The sequence below is a fragment of the Calothrix sp. NIES-2100 genome (assembly GCF_963875285.1).
Taxonomy (GTDB): Bacteria; Cyanobacteriota; Cyanobacteriia; order Cyanobacteriales; family Nostocaceae; genus Aulosira.
Genome location: NZ_CAWNLA010000001.1, coordinates 1,173,686 through 1,197,817, shown reverse-complemented (window position 1 = coordinate 1,197,817; position 24,132 = coordinate 1,173,686). Strand labels below are relative to the sequence as shown.

The window sequence follows — 24,132 nt, the reverse complement described above, 5'->3', positions numbered from 1 at the left end:
CCAATGACAAATGACAAATGACTATTGACTAACCAGGCAAAGTTGATTTTGTTGAAGTTCAGCTTCAAGATTCGCTTTCTTTTGTGCTAAATATTCCTTGGCGCTTTCAGCATCAAAAAACCACGAAGATAAACTTGGGGGATGGTTGAGACCGTTTAAGTAATCTCTAGTAACTTCTGCATTTTCACTCATTGCAGCCATAATATCTTGCAGATAAGCTGGAGGCGACAACAAGCAATCAGTGAAAGCATAGGTATACTGAGCATAATTCCAAAATTCATCAAATACTCTTTGCATCCATGACTCATCAAAGTGTTGGTTACCATGCTCAAGAATTCGTTGCTTCACCAAATGAGCCATTTTTGTAGCGCTATTTGCTCCCTGTCCAGTTAGGGGATCGTGTAAAATCACTGCATCACCTATACCCATCACAGTTGCACCTGATGGCAAACGACCAATTGGCTTACGAACTGTCGGTGTAATTGCACCATTGATCCATGCTTGCTCATCTGCCAATTGTATATTTTTGACAGCTTCGTAATACCAAGGTTTAAATTGCTGGATGACTTTTTTGCTCATTTCCAGTAATTCTTGACCACTTTGGACATGAGTAAATTGATCCATTGCGCCACCAGGATAGGCTTCAAAGGCAATTATGTGAGCAGAAATTTTATCCTTAGTGTAAAAAGGCATCTGAACGATTTCGCCAACTTCAGGTATCACTGTCATCTTACTGGTGCGCAAATCCTCAGAATCTCCCTGCAATCCTCTGAACATTGCTCCTGATATATGGCGCTTTGGCTTGTCATGATTAGTTTTTTGGGTGTCTGGCTCAAATAAAGTTGAGAAGGAGCCACGACCACTAGAAACCACAACTAAATCGTAGTTTTTGGTACATTCTTCTAAATCAGTGAGTGTCATTGCTTTTACAACAAGTTCACCACCAATCTTGACAAACTCTTGCATCCAGGTAAAGAATTTCAGGCGCTGATCTACAGCTTGCCAAGGCTTTTCTAAAGGATAAGATACAGTTAGAGCCAGGTTACCTTCGGGATCGCACACTTCAGAGCGGAATAAATTGCTACCAGGAAATTCCTCATGCCAAAAATTCAGTCTTTCTTCAAGTTGCAGTGAATTTGGAAACAGTACTGGCATTCCACCTGGTTTACCATTGAGAATCGCTTCTGGTGTGCGATCGCTAAACAATGTTACTGCATAACCTGCATCAACTAAACTAATACTTAAATGTAGCCCTGCTTGGCCTGCTCCGATAATAGCAATTCGGCGCATATTATTTTCTCCCAAGTGTGTTTATAGTGTTTATGCTGTATTTTTTGCGGTTAAGTTAACTTCATTTCCGCATTCACACTTTCCGAAAACATGGGGAAAGATTTATGCAAATTCCGAATTAAACCCAAAATGTTACTTTTACCGATTGATTTGGCAATAATCGCGGATCTTCTCCACGAGCGATCGCACTTCGTATGGATTCTACAAATACATGAATTGTATCAGCAGGGGTATGAGAAAATTGTGTGCCATATTTGGCGATCGCTTCTCCCTGAATGCCCAAAATATCAATGTCCTGGCTGATAATATGTTGAGCAGTCCACCACACAAACGGACGTGCTAGCTTGTTCCAAATGCCGTAATTATACGTAACATCAGTGTAAACCAGAGTTGAGTTATCGGTTTCGGGGATAGATTGACTGGTAATAAACAAATGGCGATTGCGTCCCATTTGATATTCCACAGAGGTAATATTGGGCAGATAAAAGCGATCGCAATGTTTAATCTCTGCGCCTTGACGATTAAGAAAACGGCTATACCAGCCTAAATTACTAGTTTCGTTACGATACTCGACCAAAACTGCACCCTTTTCCCGTTCTACAGTCATTTCTAACTTTTGTTGGCGGGAGTTACGGAATACACCAGGATGCACAAAAGCCGTGTGGGGAATATCAATAAAATTCTCTACACAATTGGTGACGTTGTTAGCAAAACGATTAATCACCCGCACCGTCTCCCAGCCTGGTTTTCCATAGTAAGGCATAGAAAAGGGTGCAAACTCTTCACTTGGGTTATCGGCTAACCGCACATATACATAACCATCTTGTTCTTTGGTGGCGTAACGCTTCGCTTGTCGCTGCTGCGAGGGTTTGAAATCGTCGCCTTCCGCCGGCACAGCAATTACATTACCATTGCGATCGTATACCCAACCATGATAGGGACATTGCAAAGCGCCTTGACAGACTTTACCAGTTGATAGACGACTATTGCGGTGTAAACAGCGATCGCGCAACGCCACAGGTTGTCCATCTTCGCCACGAAATATTGCTAGCCACTCGCCTAAAAGCGATCGCGCTAGTACCGTGTTAGGTTGTAGCTGTTCGCTGAGTGCGACAATATACCAAAAGTCTGCAAATTGCATAGTGAAAATTGGGGGACAGTGCGATCATATTTAAATTATGGTAATGTCTCAAGCAAACATGAGTGTATCTATAGCGAGAAGCAGCAATTTATAATTAAAGGTAAGAGAGCCTCAGATAGGAAAACTTTCATGACATTACAAGAATTGCAAAAGCAGGCATTGCAGTTACCAATTAGCGATCGCTGGCAATTAGTACAAAACCTTTTGGCATCGCTACAGCAAGAAACTAGTTCTGGATTAAAAAAGGGTAACTTATCTCGATTGCGAGGAATTGCAAAAAGTACAGAAACGCCGAGTGAAGATGTTGAAGCTGATTATATTAACTATTAATTGGAGGATTTAATCACCGCTACTATCACAACCACCACCTCCATCAGATCCCCCACTATCGCAACTGCTCGAGTCATTACTGCTGCCATCGTCAGAACTTCCACTATCTCCAAAATGCCAACTATTACTAGTGTCATTAGAGTAGGAGATTGAATTACTTGTATCTGTCTTGTAGGAAATCTTTTGAGTCGATAAACTGCTTAAAAGAGAAGGTAGCAATAAGCCAAAAATCAAACCTACTGCGATCACTACTAACGCAATCATGGGAAAAAGTTGATTAAGGTGCATAGCTTTGTTTGGTGATGTTTTCAAATTTATTAGGAAAAATTAGGTCTCAATATAAACTTCAATTCTATTAACTGTGATTTCGGATTTCAATTTTAACTCAACTTATCCTTCTAGTCGGCGAATTTCAACATTATCTGTAATACTAACCTGACAGGCTAACCGCGCATGAGGATTATGAGCTCCTAAAGTCTCCAACATTTCCTGTTCATCGGGTTGTGGGGGAGGAATTTCACCGTTCACCTCAACTAAGCAAGTTCCACAAATACCAGTCCGACAACCGAATAATACAGGTGAATTCTGAATCGTCAGATGTTCAGATAAATTTTGATGACGTTGCAGAGTCAGGGGAGGGTAATCAGTTCCCGGAAAGGATATCTTACAAAGGTCAGACATATATATAAACAATCAATAAATCGAATATTTTTTCAAGGAAAGGTTCGCCACTATCCTTTACATAAGAAAGATTAGGCACATAATTCGCATTTTGTAGGTACTACGAATCTTAGCAATGCCCAATCTCTTTTATCTACCTGGCTTGATAGTTTAATCAAACATCAACATTTATCTGTTCTATCTGTCTAGCAGCTTTATCCCAAAGCTTTGCTGAAGTTTCATCTTGCCAATGAGTTCTCAAATTTTCGGCTTTTTTGTGACATATTCGCTCTAACATTTCTAAGATTGCAGATAATGTCAATTTATCAAGTAATTTTTCTAAAATCTCCATATATTCTTTTTGCATGATAATTACCTCTTTAACGTCTACTGATATCTTCTGACAAAAGGTATGTAAATTACTTTTGTTTTATCAAATATATAGATTAAGATTTGTTTCGATGGCTGCTATGAATATTCTACTAGCTGATACACACAGTTGAGCTTGTTTTGAATATTAATTGTTAATAGATGAAAAAACAAAAAAGTCTAATTAAAATTATCATAATATAGTGACTCATTACTCGACCCCCATTTGCATCACTACTGAGATTTCTGTTTCGTCTGTTGCCGACCAAATTTGAGCATCTGCCATTAACCAAGATTATTACAAATTAAACAGAAATGGTTTGACAGATGAAATTATACGATCTAACTCAGTTTTGTTGTGTTTGAGAAGATTATGCCCCCATAATTCATTGGTGTTTTCAGCACAATCTTTTGCCAGAGCTTCTCCGATATTTTCAAAACTTTTGTTAATATCTTTTCGCAACCTCTCTGGTTCAGATAATACACCAAGAATAAATACTCTATTTTTTAAATCATTTGGAATATAATTTTTGACATAACTTAATCTGTCTTCATCTTCATCAAAATCAATCAGCAAAGCAATCATTCTGTGTGGATATTGTCTCATTGTAGAGGCATATTCATTCGTGAATTTCTCTAGAACGTCTTTCCAACCACGAGCCGCTGGTAGGACTTGAATAGCACGGCTATTGAGGTTTATATCAAGAAGAAATCCGTTTGCAATCTGGCGATTAGCATCGTCTTCGGGCAACACAAGAATATGTGGTTTATGCTTATTTATACTCATAGTTCTATATCGCCACGAATCAAGGCATTTACAAGATCACCTTGAACAAACATATCACTTAGCAATCTGAGCAAAGTTGGCTCTAAGTGGCTTTTTCGATCAAGTACAAAAGTATTTTCATTGGAAAACTTTCGGATTGCTTCATCATTATGCGAAGTCACCAAAATTTGTCCACTATTCTTAAATGAGCGTCGCAGTGATGTGACAAAAAGTCCAACTTCTGACAAAGATAGATAGTTATCAGGCTCATCCCAGAAGCAAAAAAGTGGCCCATAGAATTTGTTAGCAGCTAAAACAACAGCGCAAAGAAAAAAGCATTTTTCTCCGTCAGATAAGTCTTTAAAGTCAACATTCAAATTCGCATTATTTGCTTCAAACCTAACAATCATGCTTTTCGAGTCTTTGCCAATCTGTTCATTCAGAAAATCCTGAATGTCAGGCATAACTTCTCGGAGATATTTATCAACTTGTGTGTAAGCCGCAGGATAACGACTAAGTAACCCAGAAATCCACTCTCCAAAGTTTGAAGCATCTCGCTTTGGTTCTAAAGTTTCACCATTGGAGTCTCCAGTCATCAAGCTGGGAATTGGAGCTAAAATAATCATATGAGCAAGCCAAGTCTTGAAAATACGAAGTGGATCAGTCTCTGATTGCTCTTGAATTACTGGAAGGGCAACAAGATGCCAATCTACCAAAAACTGAGCCTCTCGATTTTGTGAGTTATTATGAAGAGTTACTTTGGCTTCTTTTCGAGAGTAGATTGGATCTCCTGAAACTAACAGTTGCTCTTCAAACACTCGAAGCTCTTTAAACTTTTCTGGTAACTCTAAAGCCAGAACATATTTGTATAGTTTATCGTTAAGTAATACTTCTATTTCAAAGCGGATCGGAACATTAAACCTGCCACGAACAAAATCCTTCGATTGGACAAGTTGTCCAATTCTATTTATACCTCTACCGATGGACTGAAGTACCTCTAATGCAATAGCAATAGTTGATTTACCTGTACCATTTTTTCCAATCAAGAGAGCAGATGACATCCCCTTTATAGGTAATTCAAAGTTTTCTAAGCATCGGAAGTTGTGTATATATAGTCTTTGGAGCATAGGACGCTTTGCTGATTGAGAGAGGAATTAGCTACATATTAGATTAAATTTACTTTGATAACAAATTTCTTTTTACTAAATTTGTATTTTTTGTTACTACTTATCTCAAGTAAATACTTTTAAAAACGCCGAAAAGCACTTTTTTGAGTCGCTAAATATCGAGAAATTGAATTACCTCCCATGAGTGACATTTCTCGGTTACGTTGCCAAAGATAATCGAGTTTTTCTACATATACTTTATAAGATGCCATCGCTTCTTGATGGGTTAAAAAACTCCGATGTAACCCTTCTGACTCTTCTGTAAAACAGCGGCGCATCATTTCTTTAGCATCTTTATCGCTCATCGAAAAAATAGGCGATCGCAACAATTTATAAATCTTGTCATAAAGCGCTGGATCATACCAGAAAATTCCATTAATTGCCGCTGAAAAGTGAAAATGATCGCGCTGACATCCCAACAAGCCTAAATTAGCAACTAATCGCTCAAATGCTGTTGGTGAAGGCAGGCAGGTAACAATATCATGAGATATAATTGTCGAACTATTAAAGTGAAAGCTTTCATCTAAAAAGTGATAATAGGATATTTTAGCAGGAATCGGGGCAGCATCTTGATGAGGATGTTTTTGATAATAATTGCTGAGTTTATGCTGTACTAATTTACCATTTAGCGTCCTTACTCCTCGGACAGTGAAATATTGACAAGCTAAAAAGGTATTATTCGCAGAAATTAACCCGAAGTATTGCAGTTGAATTTTTTTCCACCAAGTTTTTAGGGCGTTGGTGTCAGCATAAACCATTGTTTCGGTAAAGGGGCCGCGCATGGGGTAAGTAAAGATGAGTTCCCCAAATAATGCTTGTTCAACTTGTTTGGCAATTGTGCGGAAGGCGTTGATATGCGCTCTTTCTTGAGATGATTCTAAATCTAATGTGTCGCAGATTAACCGAAAATCTTCTTGAGCATAAAGTCCGGCTGCACTAGTTTGATTAAAATAAATAGTGGCAATTTCGGCGGAAACAATTTGCGAGTAGTATGCTACCCAGTAAAGTTGATTTAAAATTACACGCTGATGTTGGCTGGATTGTTCCCATAAAGGTGTACCGTAAAGTAAAGAAAATTCTTCGGGGTTCCAATACTCATTTTGACAATCTTCATAGCGAAATTTTGCTGTTACTTCATCCATTAAAGCAGTATGATCTTGCTGTTTGTTGCGGGTGTGGTTAATTTGTAATTTGCGATAAGTTGTTGGGTTATCTGACAATTTGTGAATAGTATTGTTCATAAATTATGATTTACATTGTTAATGAAAATTCAAATATAGGAATTATATTTGATTCTTGAAATACAGGTAAAATTACACGTAGCCCACCTTACATATACTAATACCAAAATCGCTATGAGTCTTTTTTGTTTAGTTCACGGTGCGTTCCAAGGCGCTTGGTGTTGGGATTTGTTAATTCCTCACTTAGAAGCGCAAGGTCACAAAACAGTAGCAATGGATTTGCCAATTGAAGATGCATCTGCAAGTTTATCGCAATTTGCTGATGTAGTGATTAAAGCGTTGCCAAAAACTGATGATGATATTGTACTGGTTGGTCATTCAATGGCTGGTACTGTTATTCCCCTAGTTGCCCAAGCGCATAAAGTACGTCAACTGGTATTCCTGACTGCGCTGATTCCATACCCAGGAACTAGTACAATTGACCAATTTTCGCATAATCTCGATGCTGCTAGTCTCAAAGCATTAAATTATGAACCAAAAGACTTAAGTCAACTCGCAAAATTCGATGATGAACCTGATATGTTTAATCCGGTTTCTGTGGGTAGAGATTTTTCAGATGAAGCAGTATTGATCGAGATTTTTTATAATGATTGTCAACTGGATGTAATGCACTGGGCACTTGCAAAAAGACGTTCGCAGCAATCATTGGCATATATTTTTGAGATCAATCCTCTAAAATCTTTACCAAATGTAGAATGTAAATATATTCTTTGTACTGATGACAGGATAATTTCTCCTGCATGGTCACGCTACGCTGCACATAAGCGTTTGGGAGTTGATGCCATAGAATTACCTGGAGGGCATTGCCCACATTTGTCTCGTCCTGCTGACCTTGCTTTAGTATTAACTAATCGTACCTAAAAGAATGAGTTATATCTTATAAATCGTTCCTGTTGCTAGTAATCCCTAATTCCTTTTTAGATTTTTTTAACTCCTTCCAAACTTGTTTAATCTGCTGATAAGCTTCATCTGGCGAAAGTTTACCGTTTGTTTCCAAGCAGGAAATATAACTAACTTTTTGAGAAAATTCTTGGAGATTCGCATCGAATACTAAATTCTCAGGTGTCATTTGACCATAGTAACGACGGCGAGGATAGAGAAAGTTATCTTTGATGATGCGTTTGGGTTCTGTCATAATATGCGCCTTCACTTTCAGAGACTGAAGTAAGAATCATTATATTCAACTACTGTCATTCATAATTGATATTGATTTGGGAGCAGTGTGAACTCTTGAGAAACTTACTCTTTTTATAACCAAGTTGAGTTAACAGCTTTCCAGATACGTCTCGCAAAGTTTTGTAACGCTCACCAATTTCTCGCCAAAACTCGAATATCTGTGTCATATTGCGCGATCGCAAATCTTGCACTTATCTATTTTTTAAGTACACACATTGATAAGCTGGGAGTGGTGCAAATGCGCCTCGTTCGTCTAAAGCTTGGACGATCGCATCTGCGGATGTTCCCCTCATAAGCGATCGCAATATCTCTAATCTGGTTCCACTGTGGGTTTGTGTATCCAGTTCTTCGAGGATTTGGATTTTTTGCGATCGCGTTAGATGTCCTTTTACCTGTTCAATGGCTGATAATACGCTTTGCGGCCCTACTTGTACCATAGATAGAAAGCTGGCTAACACATCAATTGCATCTGTCTGACTTGATGCAGACACAGGATTGCGGTTAAATAGCATTGTTCCTGTAACATGATGGCGGGCTTCTGCTTGGAGAAAACTTGCGAAAAGTTCCGCTAGAATCGGATGATGGCATTCTTTCGCTAAGCGGCGGTAATGGCTTAAGCCCCATCCTTCTAAAACTACTTGAAGTACAAACAATAATACTGTTTTATCTGCACTTTCAACTACTTCTGAAAGTAAATTCAGAAATGGATCGTTGCTGTTAGTTGCTTCTATTTCCGGTAAAAAATTAATGATTTGGCTGAGGTGAGTAGCTTCATCAGCTGTAAACAGTGCATACAGCATTCTCTCTTCAACTGTTTCGGCTAACAATACCATTTTTGCCATGTAGCCAACACCGGCTTTTTCAATAAAATAAGATTCTGCTAACAAGCTGCGATTGGTGATATGAAGTATGGCAGATTGTTCAGCTACACTGGCTTGTTGAAAAATTTTAACTTGATGCATGTTGAAAAATTCCGCATCCCAGTAATTTATTTCTTGCAGTGAATTATTATCGCTTTTATTTGGTAAGGCGGCTGTTAATATCCGCCGCAATTTATCATCAGAATTTATGTGCGGTAAATCGAGTCCAGCAATTTTATATGACATATAAATATTGTTCATGAGAATGTAGAAGCGGGACAAGGAGGACAAGGAGGACAAATGACAAATGACAAATGACGAATTACGAATTACTTTCCCATGTTCCCCAAGCTAAAGCTTTTTGCTGATTAACGTGCTGAATAAATTGCAGAATTGACTGATCTGCTTTGGTCGGTGTTTTTAAATCAAATTGAATAGTTTGAAATACTTGGGTATCACCTTTAGCGAAGTAATTACCAACCTGCTGTGTTAACCATAGCAAAGCACGATTGACAACCCATCCTAAACACCCAGTTCGTTTGGGAGTCACTAAGATTGTTTGTCCTTCGGTTTTACCACCTTCAATCATTCGCAACGCAAATATGATGTAAAAGTGCAGAAAATCCGGACCCAGTGTGACAGTCCCTGTACTGCCATACCAATAACACATACTATAGGTAACTTCATTCTTGTATAAAGGACGAATCAGGCGAATTAACCAAGAATCATCGCCTCCCCTTGTAGTGTTGCTGAAGGTAATAGCATGAGAATTGAGGTTTTGGGAATCAAAGACAATTTCTAAAGGCAGATTGTGTACAGTATTAAAGTGGTGAGCATCGATCGCATTAATCAACAACACATTGGGATGGCAGTTTTTGACAAATCGTGTGCCTAATATATAATCGCAGTCTACCTTTTCTAATTCTGGTACAAACGGCAGAGAACTTGGCTGATCCTCTCCCACCCATACCCAAATCATGCCGTATTTTTCTGCCGTTGACCAGGTTTTAATACATACAGGTAAGGGTTTTCCAAGAGAAGGAACCTCTACACAAATTCCCTGTTGATCGTATTTCCAATTATGAAAAAAGCAGCGAATAGCATCACCTTCTACCTTACCCTCAGCTAAATGTGCGCCCATGTGCGGACAATAAGCATCCACCGCTACCACCTGGCTACTAACTCCGCGATAAATAGCCAGATTTTTACCAAGTAGCGTTACAGCTTTTACCTTGCCAATTTTTAATTTTCTTGATGGCAATGCCCAGTACCATCCTGACACAAACTGTGTCGGATTGTTAAAAATTGAATTTGGGCTGATAGGATGCATAGAGTTATAAGTGGTTAGGCAAATTAAAGTTATACCTGTTGATGATGCTCTGCTGTGGGCGATAACATACCCGAAAATTTCAACCTAATTTCAATCATTTAATTCCAGCAATTCTTTTGATGCAAAATTAGCTGCTACAGCTTGAGAAGATTGAGGAGTTATGGAGTAAATCGCATCTGTTGTGGTTTCAAAACAATTTGATACCCCAATTGTTTGTAACAATCCTGAACGTTCTAGCAATTGTTGGACTTGGGGTTGTAAACCTGTGAGAATTAAGCGGCAATTATGCCTTTCCAAATCATGGTAAATATCCTCTAAAGCCACCAATCCAGTTGTGTCCATATTCGGCACAAACCGCAACCGCAAAATTAAATACTTCACTTCTGGTTGCTCTCGTAGGAAGGTAACAAACCTTTCCGCAGCGCCAAAAAATACAGGGCCATCTACACGATAAACGGCAATTTCTTTGCCTAATTCTAAAGGAATACCAGGGGGAAATACTTCGGTTTCTGGAACTTTCGCCAAACTTAAATCGCTCATGCGTTTGATAAATAAGGCTCCAGCTGCAATCAATCCGACTTCGACGGCGAGAACTAAATCAAACAATATTGTTACTAGCCAGGTGAGAATCATCACCGCAAAGTCAGAATAGGTAGCACGTAGCAATAAGCCAATAGCTTCCCACTCAATCATCCGCAGACTAACTACCATCAAAATCCCAGCTAATGCTGCTAACGGAATCTGCGCTGCTAGGGGTGCTAAAGTTAAGACAATAATGGCTAAAGCAACGCCATGAATTACCCCAGACAGTCGAGTTTTAGCGCCAGAACGGACATTAACAGCAGTCCGCGCGATCGCACCTGTGGCGGGAATGCCTCCAAAAAATGGCACAATAATATTTGCTAACCCTTGACCAATGAGTTCGCGATCGCTGTTGTGTTTCTCACTTACCGTCATACCATCAGCCACAACTGCTGAGAGTAAGGATTCAATACTTCCCAGTGCGGCTAAAGCTAAAGCCGGATTAATCAGTTCCCGAATTAAGCCAAAATCATTCCAGTGGGGAATACCTTGAAGCATCGGTAAAGCTTGGGGGATGGCTCCAATTGTCGGGACATCGAGATGGAAAAAAGATGCGATCGCAGTTGCTAACACCAGCCCCATTAAGGAACCGGGGATTGTAGTATTAATCTTGGGCCATAATATATTAGTTGCAATCACCAGCAATGCTAAGACAACTGCTGCCCAGTTTAACGCTTCTACATGAGTTACAGTTTGCCACAGCCCTGGTAAAAAATGTTCTTGGCGCGGTAGTTTTAAGCCAAAGAAATTATTTAACTGACCACAAAAAATAATAACGGCAATACCATTAGTAAAACCAGCCGTCACCGGATAAGGAATAAACTTGACTAATTGTCCCAGTTTGGCGACTCCCAAAGCAATCTGAATTATCCCGGCGATTACCCCAGCAATCCAAACTTTCTCCAATCCGTACTTGGCGACAATTCCCACCAAAATTACAGCCATTGCGCCTGTAGGGCCTGTAATCTGTACAGGAGAACCGCCAAAAATTGCGGCGACAATTCCTGCCACAATAGCAGTGTAAAGTCCCGCCTTGGGTTCCACACCACTCGCTACAGCAAAGGCTAATGCTAAAGGTAAAGCTACCACCGCTGCGGTTAGTCCTCCCGTCAAATCGCCGCGCAGGTTACTAAACAAGCGACTGACACCGAAAAGCTTTGGCGCTTCTACGGTATGAGATATTACTATTTCATCGTTTTTTACTTTCATAGACAAGTTGATGCACGCATCAATTTTAGATGAGCAAAGAATCTTGCACAAATTCTAACAATGATTCTGAATGCCACATTCTTTGTCCAGCACGGGTGAGATTGTCATAACTGATTTCAGTTAAACAAACTAATTCGTCTCCTTGGCGGTAATCTGGGTTTTTTTGCTCAAAAAATTGGATATGGGGGTTAGACTGTCTTCCTGTGGGAATTTCAATTAAACCCTCCCGCAGAATTTGGGGATTTTGGAAGCGAACGATACCAGACGCTGCTTCGTAAGCATTACCATAATATTCTTGTGCCAAAGTTGCCATTAAATTTGCTACATCGCCCGGCGTGGCGGTATCGTAGCGGGGGTAAAAATCTTGCCAAAAGGTAGGAAGAAAGCGATAGGTGCGAAAACCAGAGCAAATCAGCAGCCAGTATAGTTTATTTTCTGTATAGTATTCTCGCAGAAAATTTACAGCCGCAATCCAGGTGCGGGGTAAAGCTGTACTCGACCAAGCACTGGGATCGACAATGGTATCACCAGAATACACTACCGTAATTCGCTCGCCTTTAAAAGTTGTCGGGCGTAACATCAGCGTTGAAAACCCTTTGAGAGTATTAGTAATGTCCTCTCTCAACAACAACGCCCAGTTTTTCCGCTCCAAATCAGCCTGAAATCCTTCCCAGGTGACACCTTGAAAATGATTGCTCAGCAACGCATACATGGCTATGCGATCGCTCGGTTGCAGCTTTTGAACAGGAACCAGCCAACTTTTCATTATGGGGAAATTACCTAAAATTATTTGGGTGGATGTTCTCCATTAACACTCTATCGAGCAAATTGGTGTTGTTACGGTGTTATGTGACAGATTTCAAAATTGTCGGTTTGCAATTGAATTGCATCGGCTTGCAATGCGATCGCATCGGGCTGCAATTCAATTGCATCGGCTTGCAATGCGATTGCATCGGCTTGCAATGCGATCGCATTGGGCTGCAATTAAATTGCATCGGGCTGCAATTGAATTGCATCGGCTTGCAATGCGATCGCATCGGGCTGCAACTCAATTGCATCGGGCTGCAATGCGATTGCATCAGCTTGCAATGCGATTAGGCAGGGAGCATCTTGCTCCCACTACGAAGCGCAGGGAGCAAGATGCTCCCACTACGAAGTTTAAAACCTTCTTTTCCCTAGCCCCTAACCCCTAACCGCTACTTGACCAACGAGACGGTTCTAACTGATTCACATATTCCATATACTGAGCCAATGGCTGATCAATACTCAAAAGTAACTTTGGCTGAAAGCGAATATTATCGTAAATCTTGCCGTCTTCATCTCTGAGCATATAGTAAGCCAAGCGAGTACAGAATAGCAAAAACTTACTCAGCAAATATCCCCCGATTCCTGGGCGTTTTGCAGTGACATAAATCGGTTGAATGCGCGTTCTTCCAGGTGCGATCGGCGTATATGCATATATCATGTGCAATGGTGGAAAAAGCTTAACTTTTTTCATCATTGTTAACATACCGATACAACCATCAGCATAACGCATGGAATATTCATAACTAGAACCGAGAAATCTTTGCCCTAACCGTTCTCGCCAAGTTGTTTGCGGAAATTGTCCCTGCATTGTAAAGTCAATTTGAGTACCATTATCGCTGCGATGTAGGGACAAATCCATTTTGATATCTAAATGATGAATTGTTTTTAGATGTTGAGCATCAATTCCATTCATCATACAAATATGATGATGGCAACTTCTTTCAAATGCAGTATCAGCTTGGGCAACAATTTCCTTACCCTTTAATTCATCAAAATCAGCCACTTTCTCTGGTGCTTCGGCTTCTGGGTAAATCCAGATAAAACCATACTTTTCATCCGTTGCATAAGCTTGTACTTTCGCTTTACTAGGAATGTCTGTTTGGCAAGGAATATTTTGACACATTCCTGTTTCATCAAATGCCCATTGATGAAACACACAACGAATCCAATTACCATCAACCTTTCCAATGCCTAAATCTGTTCCCAAATGCGGACAGTAAGCATCCAAAGCACGAACTTGTCCATCTTCACCGCGAAAGATAGCAATTTTTTGACCACAAATTTCTACAGATTTTGCTTGTCTTTGAGATAATGCATTGCTAGGACAAGCAATATACCAACCTTTGGCAACTATATTCCAATTATTAAATATTTGCATATTTATTACTGAAAAATTTCACCTAATTTAACTTCATACTTCATCCTTCATACTTCATCCTTCATTAATATTTCTTGGCGTTGGCGAATATCATCTTGATATTTACCCATGATTACCCTGAGTAGCAGTTTACCCAAACAGTAAGAAGCCCGCCAAGAAAATACAGCATCTTGTAAATCGATATGGCTACGCTCAAATAGAAAATGTCCGGTTAATCCAATTAACTGAGTTAATGGTAAGCCTAGGAGTAACCAGAAGTTTTGCAACTTCCAGGTAGCAAAGAGCAAGCCGTAAAAAAAGAAGATTCCTACAATATGGAAAGCGATATTAATTGGATGTTGATGTTTAAGAACAAAAATATCCCAATAATCTGTAAAAGGATGCTCAAGAATTTGATTATTAATCCGATTTCTTAAGTTTTGTTGAAAATTGGCATTGATGTTACTCATAAGAGGATGTCTAAACAGATAGAATTTTGTTAACTATTTTTACACTACTTACCTAATAGTAATGCTTATGATTACGAGGTAGATGAAAGTCACTGTTATTTTTGCAAGGGTTCGTATTCTTTGTTAGAAGATGTTTGAAAATGAGCTTTGGTTCTCACATTTAGCACAGCAAAGCATGTCAATTCCTCGCTAACAGACTGATTTTTGTTGTACCTCAGTGCGTATCAATAAGATGATATCTTCTGCCAATTTAAAAAAATCCTCTAACATACTGATACGAATTCAAGCACCCAAAGATGCGAGTAACTGTGTTTTTATACCACGGTTTTACTTATTAAGACAGTTTAGTTTAATTACTAATCATGTCTAATCTAAGGGACTCAGCCAGATCTTATTGGCTATAAGTAACAAATTATTTGCTCGTTCCTCAATTTCTGACGCTCCCCAACTCGTCTGCTGAAGAATCCAACGGTTTAACTCGATATGAGTATTTTCGAGTTTAGCTTTCTTTTCCGAAAAGGGGAGGTTGCTCAACTCCGAGTTATAACTAGTCAGAGTCAAGTTGCCAAATGTATTAACTAAGGTAGTATGAACTTTCTCTGCTTCTGAACCTAACTCACTTCTCCATTCTTGAGTCAGTGTTTGAGGCAAAATGTGTTCTATTGTTGCCGTCGAAAGATCCACGGTTTCTTTGTGGTTAAAAGATTTTTCGAGACGGCAAAGAATGAAACGAGTAGTTGCACGTCCATACTGTGGTTGGTTCATAAAAGCTGTAGCAAATTCAGCATCTTTTGGAAAACGGCGATTGCTACCAGATGATGATAAGGAACGATGCAACCACTGGGCATGATCTGTATCAGGAAAGTTTTTAGCCAACTGGATAAAAAGTTTATTCAAAGGATTAGTTGGCACTCCGCAAACAACACGTCGAACTACGAAGGACTCGACTAATCTAAGACATTTCTCCAAGTCAACTTCGCTGAGATGTCCAGTCTGACGCACATTAAACAGTCGGAGCAACAGTGGGTAGGAGGTTGTTACTTTAAGTTCTTTAATATTATCTAAGCAGTCACGAATGCTCAGTGTTTCTTCTTGATCTGGCAAGAGAAATCTAGTATAAAACTCTCCAAATCTTTGCATGAAATGAACTTCTGCTTCGACATCTTCCGTTGATTTCATACTTTTTAACTTTGCTTTAATAGCCGCATAAATGCCACCTTGTTTAATATCATCCCCATCCTTCATCAAGTAGTGGCGAAGAAACTCTGTGAGGTTGGATTTAAGCATACTCTCAAGTGGCATCCAATATTTTGAGTAAACCCGCTCCTGCTCTCCTCCAGGAGAAATCGAGTGGCGAAAGCACATCAGCAAATAATTCCTCACCAAATCAGCTTGGGTGAGTGGTTCACCCTTGAAATTTAGGCTCTCAAAAATTAAATATGGATCGTCATCGTCGCCAAGGTTGATCATCACAACTTGGAGACATTGCTCCAGGGTAATTAGCACTTTGGCAGGATCTACTGCATTATCATTAGAATCCGTGCTTTTGAGCAATTTGTTTTTAAAGAAGTGATAAGCAGCAGCCATCCGAACATCCTCATCCTTGCTATTTGGTGGAACCCGACGATCAAGGACAATGGTGCGGTATACATCCCGGTCAGCTTGTGTTGGCACAAACTTCAAGGTGTCCTCCAAATCGCGGAAGCGATTGGTCAGGTAAACTTCCTGTATACGTGAGGCTGAGTTTGAATCAAGACAATCACGCAGAGCGCAGAGAAGTAATGATACGGTTGTGAGGCGTTGTTGTCCATCAATGATGAGATACTTACTAACTCCCACAGGCACACTTCGTGCTGAGACAGAGACAATCGCCCCCATAAAGTGGGTTCCAGTATCGCCCACTTCATACTGCACCATCAGATCATCCCAGAGAGTTTGCCAATTGTCCTCACTCCATTTATACCGACGTTGAAATAGGGGAATTAAATTTTGTTTTTCACCGTTGAAATACTGAATAACTTTAGCAGGCGAGGCTTCCATTGAATTTACTGTGTCCTTTAATCTGCGAAAATCACTTACTCAAGTAATATTATGCTTCTTACTGAAGGAGATGAGCATCTTTATTACACCAAGCCGCATCGTAATTGCATCTTAATCAAACCGCCAAACTTTGACTACAAACTAGTATAAACACTTAGTTGATAACTATTAACATGGAGACAAAACAGTTCTCAATCTTTCGCGCTCCAAGCGATCGCTCATTTCTTAGCAACTAACCTTCACGACTCATACACCTCACCGCGATGGGCGATCGCCAAACACCTTCCCATTACCTCAAGCCCCAATGCTGTAATATAGGTAAAAGCCAAACCCTAACTCTTTTATCATGAGTTCCCATCCCTTGTTGAAAGTTGACATTTCTGAACTCAGCGTTGCAGAACGTATCCAACTAGCTGAAGATTTATGGGACAGCATTTTAGAACAGCAAGAGGAACTTCTCTTGAGCGAAGCGCAACAACAAGAATTAGATAGACGGTTAGAAAGTTACCAGAAAAACCCCGCAAACGGTTCTAGTTGGGAAGAAGTTAAAAAACGGTTAGGCTTCTGACGATGAACTATAACCTGATTATCCAACCAGAAGCAGAATACGATATTCAGGATGGGTTTGAGTGGTATGAATCCCAAAATCCAGGTTTGGGTTCCGAGTTTGTGCGTGCAGTTGATGCTTGTTTATCGGGAATTGGGCGGAAACCCCTTGCTTACCAAGTCATCCACAAACAGGTAAGAAGAGCATTAATCCGTCGATTTCCATATATAATTCTCTACATTTTTGAGCAAGATACGGTTTTTGTACTTGCTTGCTTTCATGCAAAACGCGATCCAAAACAGTGGTTGGATAGAATTTAATACAACTTCTCTGTGCGCCTTTGCACGCCAGTTGCTTCAAGTCGGCGGAGCCGCCCAACGCACTGGCTCGTCTTTGCGTGAGATACCCTCATGAAAACGGAGACAAAACGCTTCCCAACTTTTCCCGCCCTAAGCGATCGCTCACTTTACCCTGACTCACAACCCGAACTCCATTAATATACACTGCTTGCACAATTTCATCGGAACCACGCTTTACCATTCGCGGTTCACCATCTAATACAGGATCTAATATTTCTACTTGGGGGCTAATGGGCTGATTTAAACCATTGGCATCGAGTAAAACTATATCTGCTTTCGCACCCACTTTCAGCACTCCTGTATCTAGGCGAAACCAAGCTGCTGGTTCTCCGGTAACGCGAGAAATCGCCGCTTCTGGGGTGAGAAACTTTGTTGCAACCGCCTGCTTGAGCAAAGATAAAGCCCCATCATAGTATCCCAGGTTACGCACATGAGCGCCTGCATCAGTAAATCCAGGGAAAATGTAGGGATGTTTCATCATTGCTAAACGGGGCTTTAAGCGATCGTTAGCGCCTGTTGCTACCCAACGCAAATCTGTATCGTATTCCTGCAACGCTTCCATAAATAAATCTATCGGTTCCTGTTGCTGGCGGCGGGCAATTTCTGCAAAACTTAATCCTTGCCAACTTGTTTGGGGACAGTCAACAACTTCCATTAAATCTAATTGACGATGAAATGATGTGCGCCATTTACTGTTCCATTCTTGGCGAAACTGCTGGCGAAAGCTTGGAGATTTCCACAAATTTTGTCTTTCTTGGCGTGATTTACAGCCATTTAGCTGTGCGCCTGTGGCGAATTCTTCAAATAAAGGCGTAACGGAACCATCTGAGTAAATGGTGAAGGGTTCGGTTAATGTTTGAAAGCGCACATTACCGTTGAGAAGTCGGTTCCAAATAAATAAGATCGGGGAAAATATGCGCCAGAGTTTGCGATTGTGTACTGCGTCTAAAGCTGAGAGGACAGTTAGCCGTAGTGGTTTGCCAATCCCCGAACCCATACGCAGAATATCGACAAAGGAAGCTAGCTTTTGTAAATTGGGTGTGACTTGAAACACGCGATCGCGTTTTCTACACAAATTCGCTAACATCGCATATTCTTTAAATTTCCCATGTTGCGAGGGAATTGTGCAACCTTGCCATTCGCCACTCATCCGATGCCAAGGAAACATATCAATTGAAACGCCCACAAATCCAGCGTCTAAAGCATCGGCGGTAATTCGCTGCATGATTTTTAGATCAAATTTGCTGGGCTGAACACTTAAGCTGCGTTCTAATCCCATCACGTAAGCGCGTAAAGCACTATGCCCAAACAAAGGCGCAACATTAGGCCCTAGCGGTAACTGTTGCAAATGCTGTAAATATTCTGTTGGTGTTTGCCAAGAAACCGACTTTTTCAACCATTTACCAATTAGCCGATGGGAAAGCGTTTCTACCCTTTGAAAAATATCTGCTAGCATCTGGGGTTCACCGATGGCAATTGACAAACTACAATTGCCAATGACAACGCTGGTTACTCCATGACGCACTGATTCACTCAGTCCTGGTGCAATTTCTAATTCTAAATCATAGTGGGTATGAATATCGATGAATCCTGGTGTCACCCACAACCCAGACGCATCAACCACTTCCCGCGCTGGGATAGATAATGAAGGAGCGTTGGCTTTGCCCGCCGCAGGCATCGCTACAATTTTGCCATTTTCAATCCCAATATCAGAGCGAATCGGCGCAGATCCTAAACCATCGAAGATTAACCCGTTTTGAATTAGCAAATCCAACATGATTATTTGTTGCTCTTTGGTTATTATAAGCTTTTAATTTGGGTAAATAGCGATCGCCTGTTGTCAGCTTAATGGTAATCTCTGGTTATTTGGCAATTAATATTTGTATCGTGGTGTTATCTCAAAGCGATCGCCTGCAATGTTAAAGCATAGTAATACTCAATCTCAGTCAACAAAACTGAGAAGATAATAGGTTTTATCTGACTTGTACGGGTATAAAAGTCAGATAATGAACTACCTCTGACTGTGCAAAAGTTTGAGCCAGGGGTCGTTCATAGTAAATTTGGATCAATTCCTTGTTGTTGTAATCTGGCTAAAAGTTCTTGAAGCTGTTGCTGAGTTTGTTCTAGTTGTTGTTGCTGTTGTGCGTTTACCTCTTCAGGGGTTTGGTATCTGTTACCATCTTGGTCATACCAAAAAAGCCATTCTCGTGTTCTTCCTTGATAAGTACCCTGTTCGCGTCCAATCCCTAAACCAATTTCTGGCATCCAAATTTTATCGCCGAGTTGTAAAACATACTTATCTTCAACTAAGCGATAAACTTCTAAACGTTGACGCTTACGACGTAGCCGCGTTGGTGCATAAATGACGTAATATAAAATGCCTAATTGGGCATAATCTATTTTCTTTTGTTCATATTCGCCATTGTAGGTTTGAGAAACAACTTCTAAAGCTAAAATGGGCGTAATCCCTTCTTCTTCCCAGAAAACGTAACTAGAACGTCCGTTTTCTCCAACAAAACGTTCAACACCTAAACTCAAAAACCCATCGGGGACTATGGCAGGTTTTAATGGTGTATAGTAAATTCCCATGTTGATACCGAAAAACCAGTCATCACGGGTTTGCCAAATCGAGGCTAAGATGGCTAACAATAAATTAGGAATTAATATTTGTAGTTCGTTATCCACAGGGGTATCATCAGAATCTGGTAATTCCGCCGATGAAGGTAGGCAGTCTAAGGGATTGTAATTATACATAATACGTTGACGGTTGACGGTTGATGGTTGACAGTAGGCGGTTAACACTCATCAGTTAACCATCATCAAAACAAGCTCATTTGTACCCATTGATTTAAGGGTAACTTAATTTGCAGATAATTCACCTTCTCAAACCTCGGTGCGGTTGTGGTGACGGCTGCTGAGAAATAGACAACTTAGCTTGACGTTGTTGTTCTTTCAGTTCTATCTCATCAAAAATACTCGTTAATCGTAACTGAGGAGAGTTTAGTATTTCAGCCATAGTTTTCATTTCAATTCGGAATTTTTTGCTTATTATCTAATTTAGCCATTCCGCCAAAAACCATGAGCCAAATTACTACTACAACCCAGTGAATGCAGACTATGACTAACAAAGAGCCTGTGAGGTTATAAGCAACAGTACAGATAATTCCTAACAATGCGGTTAAAGCCAGATAATCACGATTAGTAAATGTGGGATATCCAGCTTTAAAAAAGGTTTTAGCATTGAATGGATGATACAAAATAAATAACGCTAAACTGACTATTGACCACAAACTCCATGCTAACCAATAGCTATTTTCGCTGGGATGTGGCAGCAAAAACACGCGAAAAAATATTTCTTCAAGCAATGCAGGTGCAAATAAACAACGTAATATTAACAAGCTTTTGTTAATTCTATTTGCTGACCAAACTTGTATTTGTAAAAATTCAGATTTCCAGCCATAAGGTAGAGCAATCAGGCTATAAATGATTAACATTAAAATAATCACTACCCAATCTTGGATTGTCGGCACTGATAATGATGCTAAAAAGCGAGTTAAAAGAATTGACAACGGTGCAATATCAGTAAAGGGAATCTTAATTTGTCCTAAAAATATTGTTGGTGCAATTGGTGTAATATCAGCTTGCCAACCACCGACTTGATTGGTGCGCAATACTTGCATTATCGCACCATGTTTTAAAAATATTGCGGCGAGGTCATCATGAGCAAATCTAGGCATTATTGTGCGCCATGTTGTTAAACCAGCCCAAATACTACTATCTTGAAATGGTTTCGTTGCCTTGCTTCTTCCCGTACCCGCTAGTATACCTGCTTGACTCTGCCAATCAGCACGAACTATCCCCAAGGGTGCTAATTGTTGATTCAAAGATTCGCCTAATTCAACTAGTTGCTGAAAACGGATTGCTTGGGGGTGATTGGAGTTTGCTTTTATCCAAGTTTGAATTGAATTATTTTGCGCAACTTGATTTTTAATTGCTAGTATCGCTGCAAACAGTGCTTGGCTGGAGTCTTGGATGCATGAAGTTGCAGGTGATACCATTGCGCCACCAGTACCATCACCTACCCGATAACGCGCCATTGTGACTTGTAATTGTCGCTGGAATTCCTCTAAAGGCGAAACTTTAATGCCATCAAAATTATAATCTTGGGTGACAGGATCGAATTTGATGAGAATATCTGATACTGGGCGTGTCGCTAACCAACCACGTTGTAAATTACCCATATAATCAGCCCATGTATGCTGTGCAGCAATAATTCCATCTGGGTTATGGGCATAAATTTGATAGTATTTAATGTCGAAGCGTAATTCTTTTGTAAATTCGTCGCGAATAACTTCTGCGATGCCAAAAGCAAAATGTCCGGTGATAGTATAAGGTATTGCTGATGTTTCCGCTTTACGTCCGCCAATTCCCCCAAATAGGTGCAGTGCGATCGCTTTATCGCCTGCTTGCCAGTTTAATCTAGATTGATTGGCTGAATCTCCAGGTTTTAAGAATACAGTATTAAATTTACCTTTCTTTTCTTCAGTATCTCCCCAATTTGCCGCTTTGATATAATTTATTGCTGATTGCTCATTAGTAATGATTTGCCGGGGTTTAATTTGCAACAGAGAACGAGGTGCGATCGCACTTACTGTAAATATACCTTTTGCATCTTTAGCGCCGTAAATATACCACCCATCTTTACCCGCTGGTGATTTTTCAATTTCCTGTACACTTGAAGGAGCAAAATCGCGCGAGTCAATTACTTGTTGGGGAATGCGAATAGTTTCTTGCAGTCCATCAAATTTATTAGAATTAGGGTTATAGTGTTGTACCAAAAAATAATCGTTTTTCTGGTTTTGTTGAGCAGCTATCGGGTTAATTATTTTTACTAACCCGTAAAACCTCCCAGTTACCACAACAGGTTCATGCTCAATTTGCAAAATATTTGTTTTACCACTTGTAGCAATATTTGTAGTTGCATCTAAAGCCACAATTGTCTGATCATCAGGATTTGCACCAGCTAAAGAACGTAAAACCCCTACCTTACCAACTCCATTTAGCCGAACAGGATGAACGATCCCTTTTTGTTGACTTTTGATTACTTCTGGAGTGAAATTTATCTCTTGCGTTACAGCTTGAACGTAATCCTGTAAATTTTTATTATTTTTCCACTGCAAACGCACAATATTTCCTAGCAAATTTTGTGCTGTGGGTGGTGCATATTGCACTTCCATCCATACCCAATCCACGCCATCTTGTAATTGTTGTTTTGTGGGTAAAATTAATCTTCCTACCCAATCAGCAATCGGTTTATAAACGTTGGTAGATGGAATTTGGGTAACAGGATAAAAACTAGATTGATTAAAATCTTGGCGAAGATGTACGGCGTAATGGCTTTCTTGTTTGACGATCTGAGGCTGTTTTGGTGAAAGTTGCGACAGAGCAATGACTACGATGAATACTAGCAGTACCAATATGGTAAATCTTACCCTAGTTTTTCGACTCAATCCACGCCAAATCATAGATTATCATCAATTTTGATTTACTGATAATCTTACTGTAAATCTGGCGTGAAATTAACTCGCTCAACAGGGTAATTACGGAGTCATTGATTCCAAATATAATCATCAGTCAATGATTTATTAGTTTTTCTTATTATTCAGGCACAACCGAATTGTTAAAAAACCTTATTGTGAATGCATCGGCTTGGTGGTGATTTAGAATAGCGATCGCTATCAGCAAATGCAGCATGATTCTTTAGTTTCTCTCTGAATCGCTCTACTGTCCACTCAAAAGTCGAAGTTTATCTCGAAAATAGCAGAAGCTTGGTGACTGATTCTTGTCAATGTCCATCAGGGGAGAGATTCTTTCTGCCCAAGTTGACTTTTCTTTACCAATTGCCTGATGACCAAGTTTAGACAACTTTTGGCAACCACCGGAATATACTGCGTCAGCTAACTTCTCCCATGTGCCACAGATATCATCATTGGTGTAGGAATTTAGGATTGCTTCTTTTGCACTCGGATAAGCTGCTTTCACTGCTGCTAAATCACCTAAGTACCATGCTTCTCCTTCTTCAATAGCGATACAAAATTGCGTTTTTGGTTTAGGATTACAAGAATTTACAATGTCAAGTAGTTCTTTGCGAAAACTACTCAAGCATCGCTCGTCAAGATCGCAAATGACAATGAGTACAGCAGGGAAATAAGACAATGTTTTACCATAACCTTGAATAAGTCGCGGCAACTGATCAAGCAGAATTCGTTTTTTGGGGTCAGAAGTAGATGTTAAATTTTTAGGAATATGCCCTATTCCTTTGTAAGCATGAATATTAAATGTGTGTTGTTCGGTGTTAATAATTTTTGGGACAAGAATTTCCAGAGATTTTTTGCCGGAAATATCTTCAACTAGGATCTCAAAGTGCATATA

The 24,132-nt window shown here is 40.0% G+C and carries 26 protein-coding genes; 4 read left to right on the top strand and 22 right to left on the bottom strand.

Features of this window, described 5'->3' with window-relative positions; translation table 11 throughout:
- Positions 1 to 21: 21 nt before the first annotated feature.
- Both AACU32_RS04910 and AACU32_RS04905 read right to left on the bottom strand, forming a co-directional pair.
- Positions 22 to 1,290: a styrene monooxygenase/indole monooxygenase family protein gene (locus tag AACU32_RS04910; protein WP_096598372.1), complete on the bottom strand. Its 1,269-nt coding sequence runs from the start codon at positions 1,288 to 1,290 to the stop codon at positions 22 to 24.
- Positions 1,291 to 1,408: 118 nt separating this feature from the next.
- Positions 1,409 to 2,431, bottom strand: a complete 1,023-nt coding sequence (locus AACU32_RS04905; protein ID WP_096598370.1) for an aromatic ring-hydroxylating dioxygenase subunit alpha — start codon at positions 2,429 to 2,431, stop codon at positions 1,409 to 1,411.
- 129 nt (positions 2,432 to 2,560) lie between these two features.
- Between AACU32_RS04905 and AACU32_RS04900 the strand changes: the two genes are divergently transcribed.
- Positions 2,561 to 2,761 (top strand): hypothetical protein, encoded by a 201-nt coding sequence (locus AACU32_RS04900; protein ID WP_096598368.1) that lies wholly within the window; start codon positions 2,561 to 2,563, stop codon positions 2,759 to 2,761.
- A gap of 9 nt (positions 2,762 to 2,770) precedes the next feature.
- On the opposite strand, the gene AACU32_RS04895 is transcribed toward AACU32_RS04900, so the two are convergent.
- From AACU32_RS04895 to AACU32_RS04870, 6 genes are all read right to left on the bottom strand, one after another.
- Complete coding sequence (locus AACU32_RS04895) at positions 2,771 to 3,049, bottom strand: hypothetical protein (RefSeq protein WP_096598366.1); 279 nt, start codon at positions 3,047 to 3,049, stop codon at positions 2,771 to 2,773.
- Positions 3,050 to 3,151: 102 nt separating this feature from the next.
- Positions 3,152 to 3,442, bottom strand: a complete 291-nt coding sequence (locus AACU32_RS04890; RefSeq protein WP_096598364.1) for a 2Fe-2S iron-sulfur cluster binding domain-containing protein — start codon at positions 3,440 to 3,442, stop codon at positions 3,152 to 3,154.
- A 154-nt stretch (positions 3,443 to 3,596) separates the two neighbouring features.
- Positions 3,597 to 3,788, bottom strand: coding sequence for a hypothetical protein (locus AACU32_RS04885; protein ID WP_096598362.1), 192 nt, complete (start codon positions 3,786 to 3,788; stop codon positions 3,597 to 3,599).
- Between the two features lie 300 nt (positions 3,789 to 4,088).
- Positions 4,089 to 4,577, bottom strand: a complete 489-nt coding sequence (locus AACU32_RS04880; RefSeq protein ID WP_096598360.1) for a hypothetical protein — start codon at positions 4,575 to 4,577, stop codon at positions 4,089 to 4,091.
- A complete protein-coding gene (locus AACU32_RS04875) occupies positions 4,574 to 5,683 on the bottom strand; it encodes an AAA family ATPase (RefSeq protein ID WP_096598358.1) in 1,110 nt (369 codons plus the stop codon). The genes AACU32_RS04880 and AACU32_RS04875 overlap by 4 nt, the downstream gene beginning before the upstream one ends.
- A 119-nt stretch (positions 5,684 to 5,802) precedes the next feature.
- Positions 5,803 to 6,963: a P-aminobenzoate N-oxygenase AurF gene (locus tag AACU32_RS04870; RefSeq protein ID WP_096598356.1), complete on the bottom strand. Its 1,161-nt coding sequence runs from the start codon at positions 6,961 to 6,963 to the stop codon at positions 5,803 to 5,805.
- Between the two features lie 114 nt (positions 6,964 to 7,077).
- Between AACU32_RS04870 and AACU32_RS04865 the strand changes: the two genes are divergently transcribed.
- Complete coding sequence (locus tag AACU32_RS04865) at positions 7,078 to 7,824, top strand: alpha/beta fold hydrolase (RefSeq protein WP_096598354.1); 747 nt, start codon at positions 7,078 to 7,080, stop codon at positions 7,822 to 7,824.
- Between the two features lie 16 nt (positions 7,825 to 7,840).
- On the opposite strand, the gene AACU32_RS04860 is transcribed toward AACU32_RS04865, so the two are convergent.
- From AACU32_RS04860 to AACU32_RS04820, 9 genes are all read right to left on the bottom strand, one after another.
- Positions 7,841 to 8,098 carry a DUF7219 family protein gene (locus AACU32_RS04860; RefSeq protein WP_096598352.1) on the bottom strand — a complete coding sequence of 86 codons (258 nt, stop codon included), beginning with the start codon at positions 8,096 to 8,098 and terminating at the stop codon, positions 7,841 to 7,843.
- A gap of 232 nt (positions 8,099 to 8,330) precedes the next feature.
- Positions 8,331 to 9,245: a ferritin-like domain-containing protein gene (locus AACU32_RS04855; protein WP_339377519.1), complete on the bottom strand. Its 915-nt coding sequence runs from the start codon at positions 9,243 to 9,245 to the stop codon at positions 8,331 to 8,333.
- 76 nt (positions 9,246 to 9,321) lie between these two features.
- Positions 9,322 to 10,329: an aromatic ring-hydroxylating dioxygenase subunit alpha gene (locus AACU32_RS04850; RefSeq protein ID WP_096598348.1), complete on the bottom strand. Its 1,008-nt coding sequence runs from the start codon at positions 10,327 to 10,329 to the stop codon at positions 9,322 to 9,324.
- A 90-nt stretch (positions 10,330 to 10,419) separates the two neighbouring features.
- A complete protein-coding gene (locus AACU32_RS04845) occupies positions 10,420 to 12,120 on the bottom strand; it encodes a SulP family inorganic anion transporter (protein ID WP_339377518.1) in 1,701 nt (566 codons plus the stop codon).
- Positions 12,121 to 12,145: 25 nt separating this feature from the next.
- Positions 12,146 to 12,886 carry a hypothetical protein gene (locus tag AACU32_RS04840; RefSeq protein ID WP_096598346.1) on the bottom strand — a complete coding sequence of 247 codons (741 nt, stop codon included), beginning with the start codon at positions 12,884 to 12,886 and terminating at the stop codon, positions 12,146 to 12,148.
- A 71-nt stretch (positions 12,887 to 12,957) separates the two neighbouring features.
- Positions 12,958 to 13,104, bottom strand: coding sequence for a hypothetical protein (locus AACU32_RS04835; protein ID WP_339377517.1), 147 nt, complete (start codon positions 13,102 to 13,104; stop codon positions 12,958 to 12,960).
- 205 nt (positions 13,105 to 13,309) lie between these two features.
- Entirely contained in the window at positions 13,310 to 14,305 is a 996-nt protein-coding gene (locus tag AACU32_RS04830; RefSeq protein WP_096598344.1) for an aromatic ring-hydroxylating oxygenase subunit alpha, read from the bottom strand.
- Between the two features lie 47 nt (positions 14,306 to 14,352).
- A complete protein-coding gene (locus AACU32_RS04825) occupies positions 14,353 to 14,754 on the bottom strand; it encodes an Mpo1-like protein (protein ID WP_096598342.1) in 402 nt (133 codons plus the stop codon).
- Between the two features lie 366 nt (positions 14,755 to 15,120).
- Entirely contained in the window at positions 15,121 to 16,794 is a 1,674-nt protein-coding gene (locus AACU32_RS04820; protein ID WP_096598340.1) for a DUF262 domain-containing protein, read from the bottom strand.
- A gap of 346 nt (positions 16,795 to 17,140) precedes the next feature.
- On the opposite strand from AACU32_RS04820, the gene AACU32_RS04815 reads away from it, so the two are divergent.
- Both AACU32_RS04815 and AACU32_RS04810 read left to right on the top strand, forming a co-directional pair.
- Positions 17,141 to 17,362 (top strand): addiction module protein, encoded by a 222-nt coding sequence (locus tag AACU32_RS04815; RefSeq protein ID WP_096598338.1) that lies wholly within the window; start codon positions 17,141 to 17,143, stop codon positions 17,360 to 17,362.
- 2 nt (positions 17,363 to 17,364) lie between these two features.
- Entirely contained in the window at positions 17,365 to 17,661 is a 297-nt protein-coding gene (locus tag AACU32_RS04810) for a type II toxin-antitoxin system RelE/ParE family toxin (protein WP_096598336.1), read from the top strand.
- A gap of 88 nt (positions 17,662 to 17,749) precedes the next feature.
- Here the strand turns inward: AACU32_RS04810 and AACU32_RS04805 are convergent, their stop codons facing one another.
- The 5 genes from AACU32_RS04805 to AACU32_RS04785 all read right to left on the bottom strand — a co-directional run bounded on the left by AACU32_RS04805 (position 17,750) and on the right by AACU32_RS04785 (position 24,129).
- Positions 17,750 to 19,477, bottom strand: coding sequence for an N-acyl-D-amino-acid deacylase family protein (locus AACU32_RS04805; RefSeq protein WP_096598334.1), 1,728 nt, complete (start codon positions 19,475 to 19,477; stop codon positions 17,750 to 17,752).
- A gap of 272 nt (positions 19,478 to 19,749) precedes the next feature.
- Complete coding sequence (locus tag AACU32_RS04800) at positions 19,750 to 20,454, bottom strand: Uma2 family endonuclease (protein WP_096598332.1); 705 nt, start codon at positions 20,452 to 20,454, stop codon at positions 19,750 to 19,752.
- 121 nt (positions 20,455 to 20,575) lie between these two features.
- Positions 20,576 to 20,716 (bottom strand): hypothetical protein, encoded by a 141-nt coding sequence (locus tag AACU32_RS04795; protein WP_339377516.1) that lies wholly within the window; start codon positions 20,714 to 20,716, stop codon positions 20,576 to 20,578.
- A 10-nt stretch (positions 20,717 to 20,726) separates the two neighbouring features.
- On the bottom strand, positions 20,727 to 23,225 hold the full coding sequence (locus AACU32_RS04790; protein ID WP_096598330.1) for a CPBP family glutamic-type intramembrane protease: 2,499 nt from the start codon (positions 23,223 to 23,225) through the stop codon (positions 20,727 to 20,729).
- A gap of 256 nt (positions 23,226 to 23,481) precedes the next feature.
- Entirely contained in the window at positions 23,482 to 24,129 is a 648-nt protein-coding gene (locus AACU32_RS04785) for a hypothetical protein (RefSeq protein ID WP_339377515.1), read from the bottom strand.
- Positions 24,130 to 24,132 lie beyond the last annotated feature (3 nt).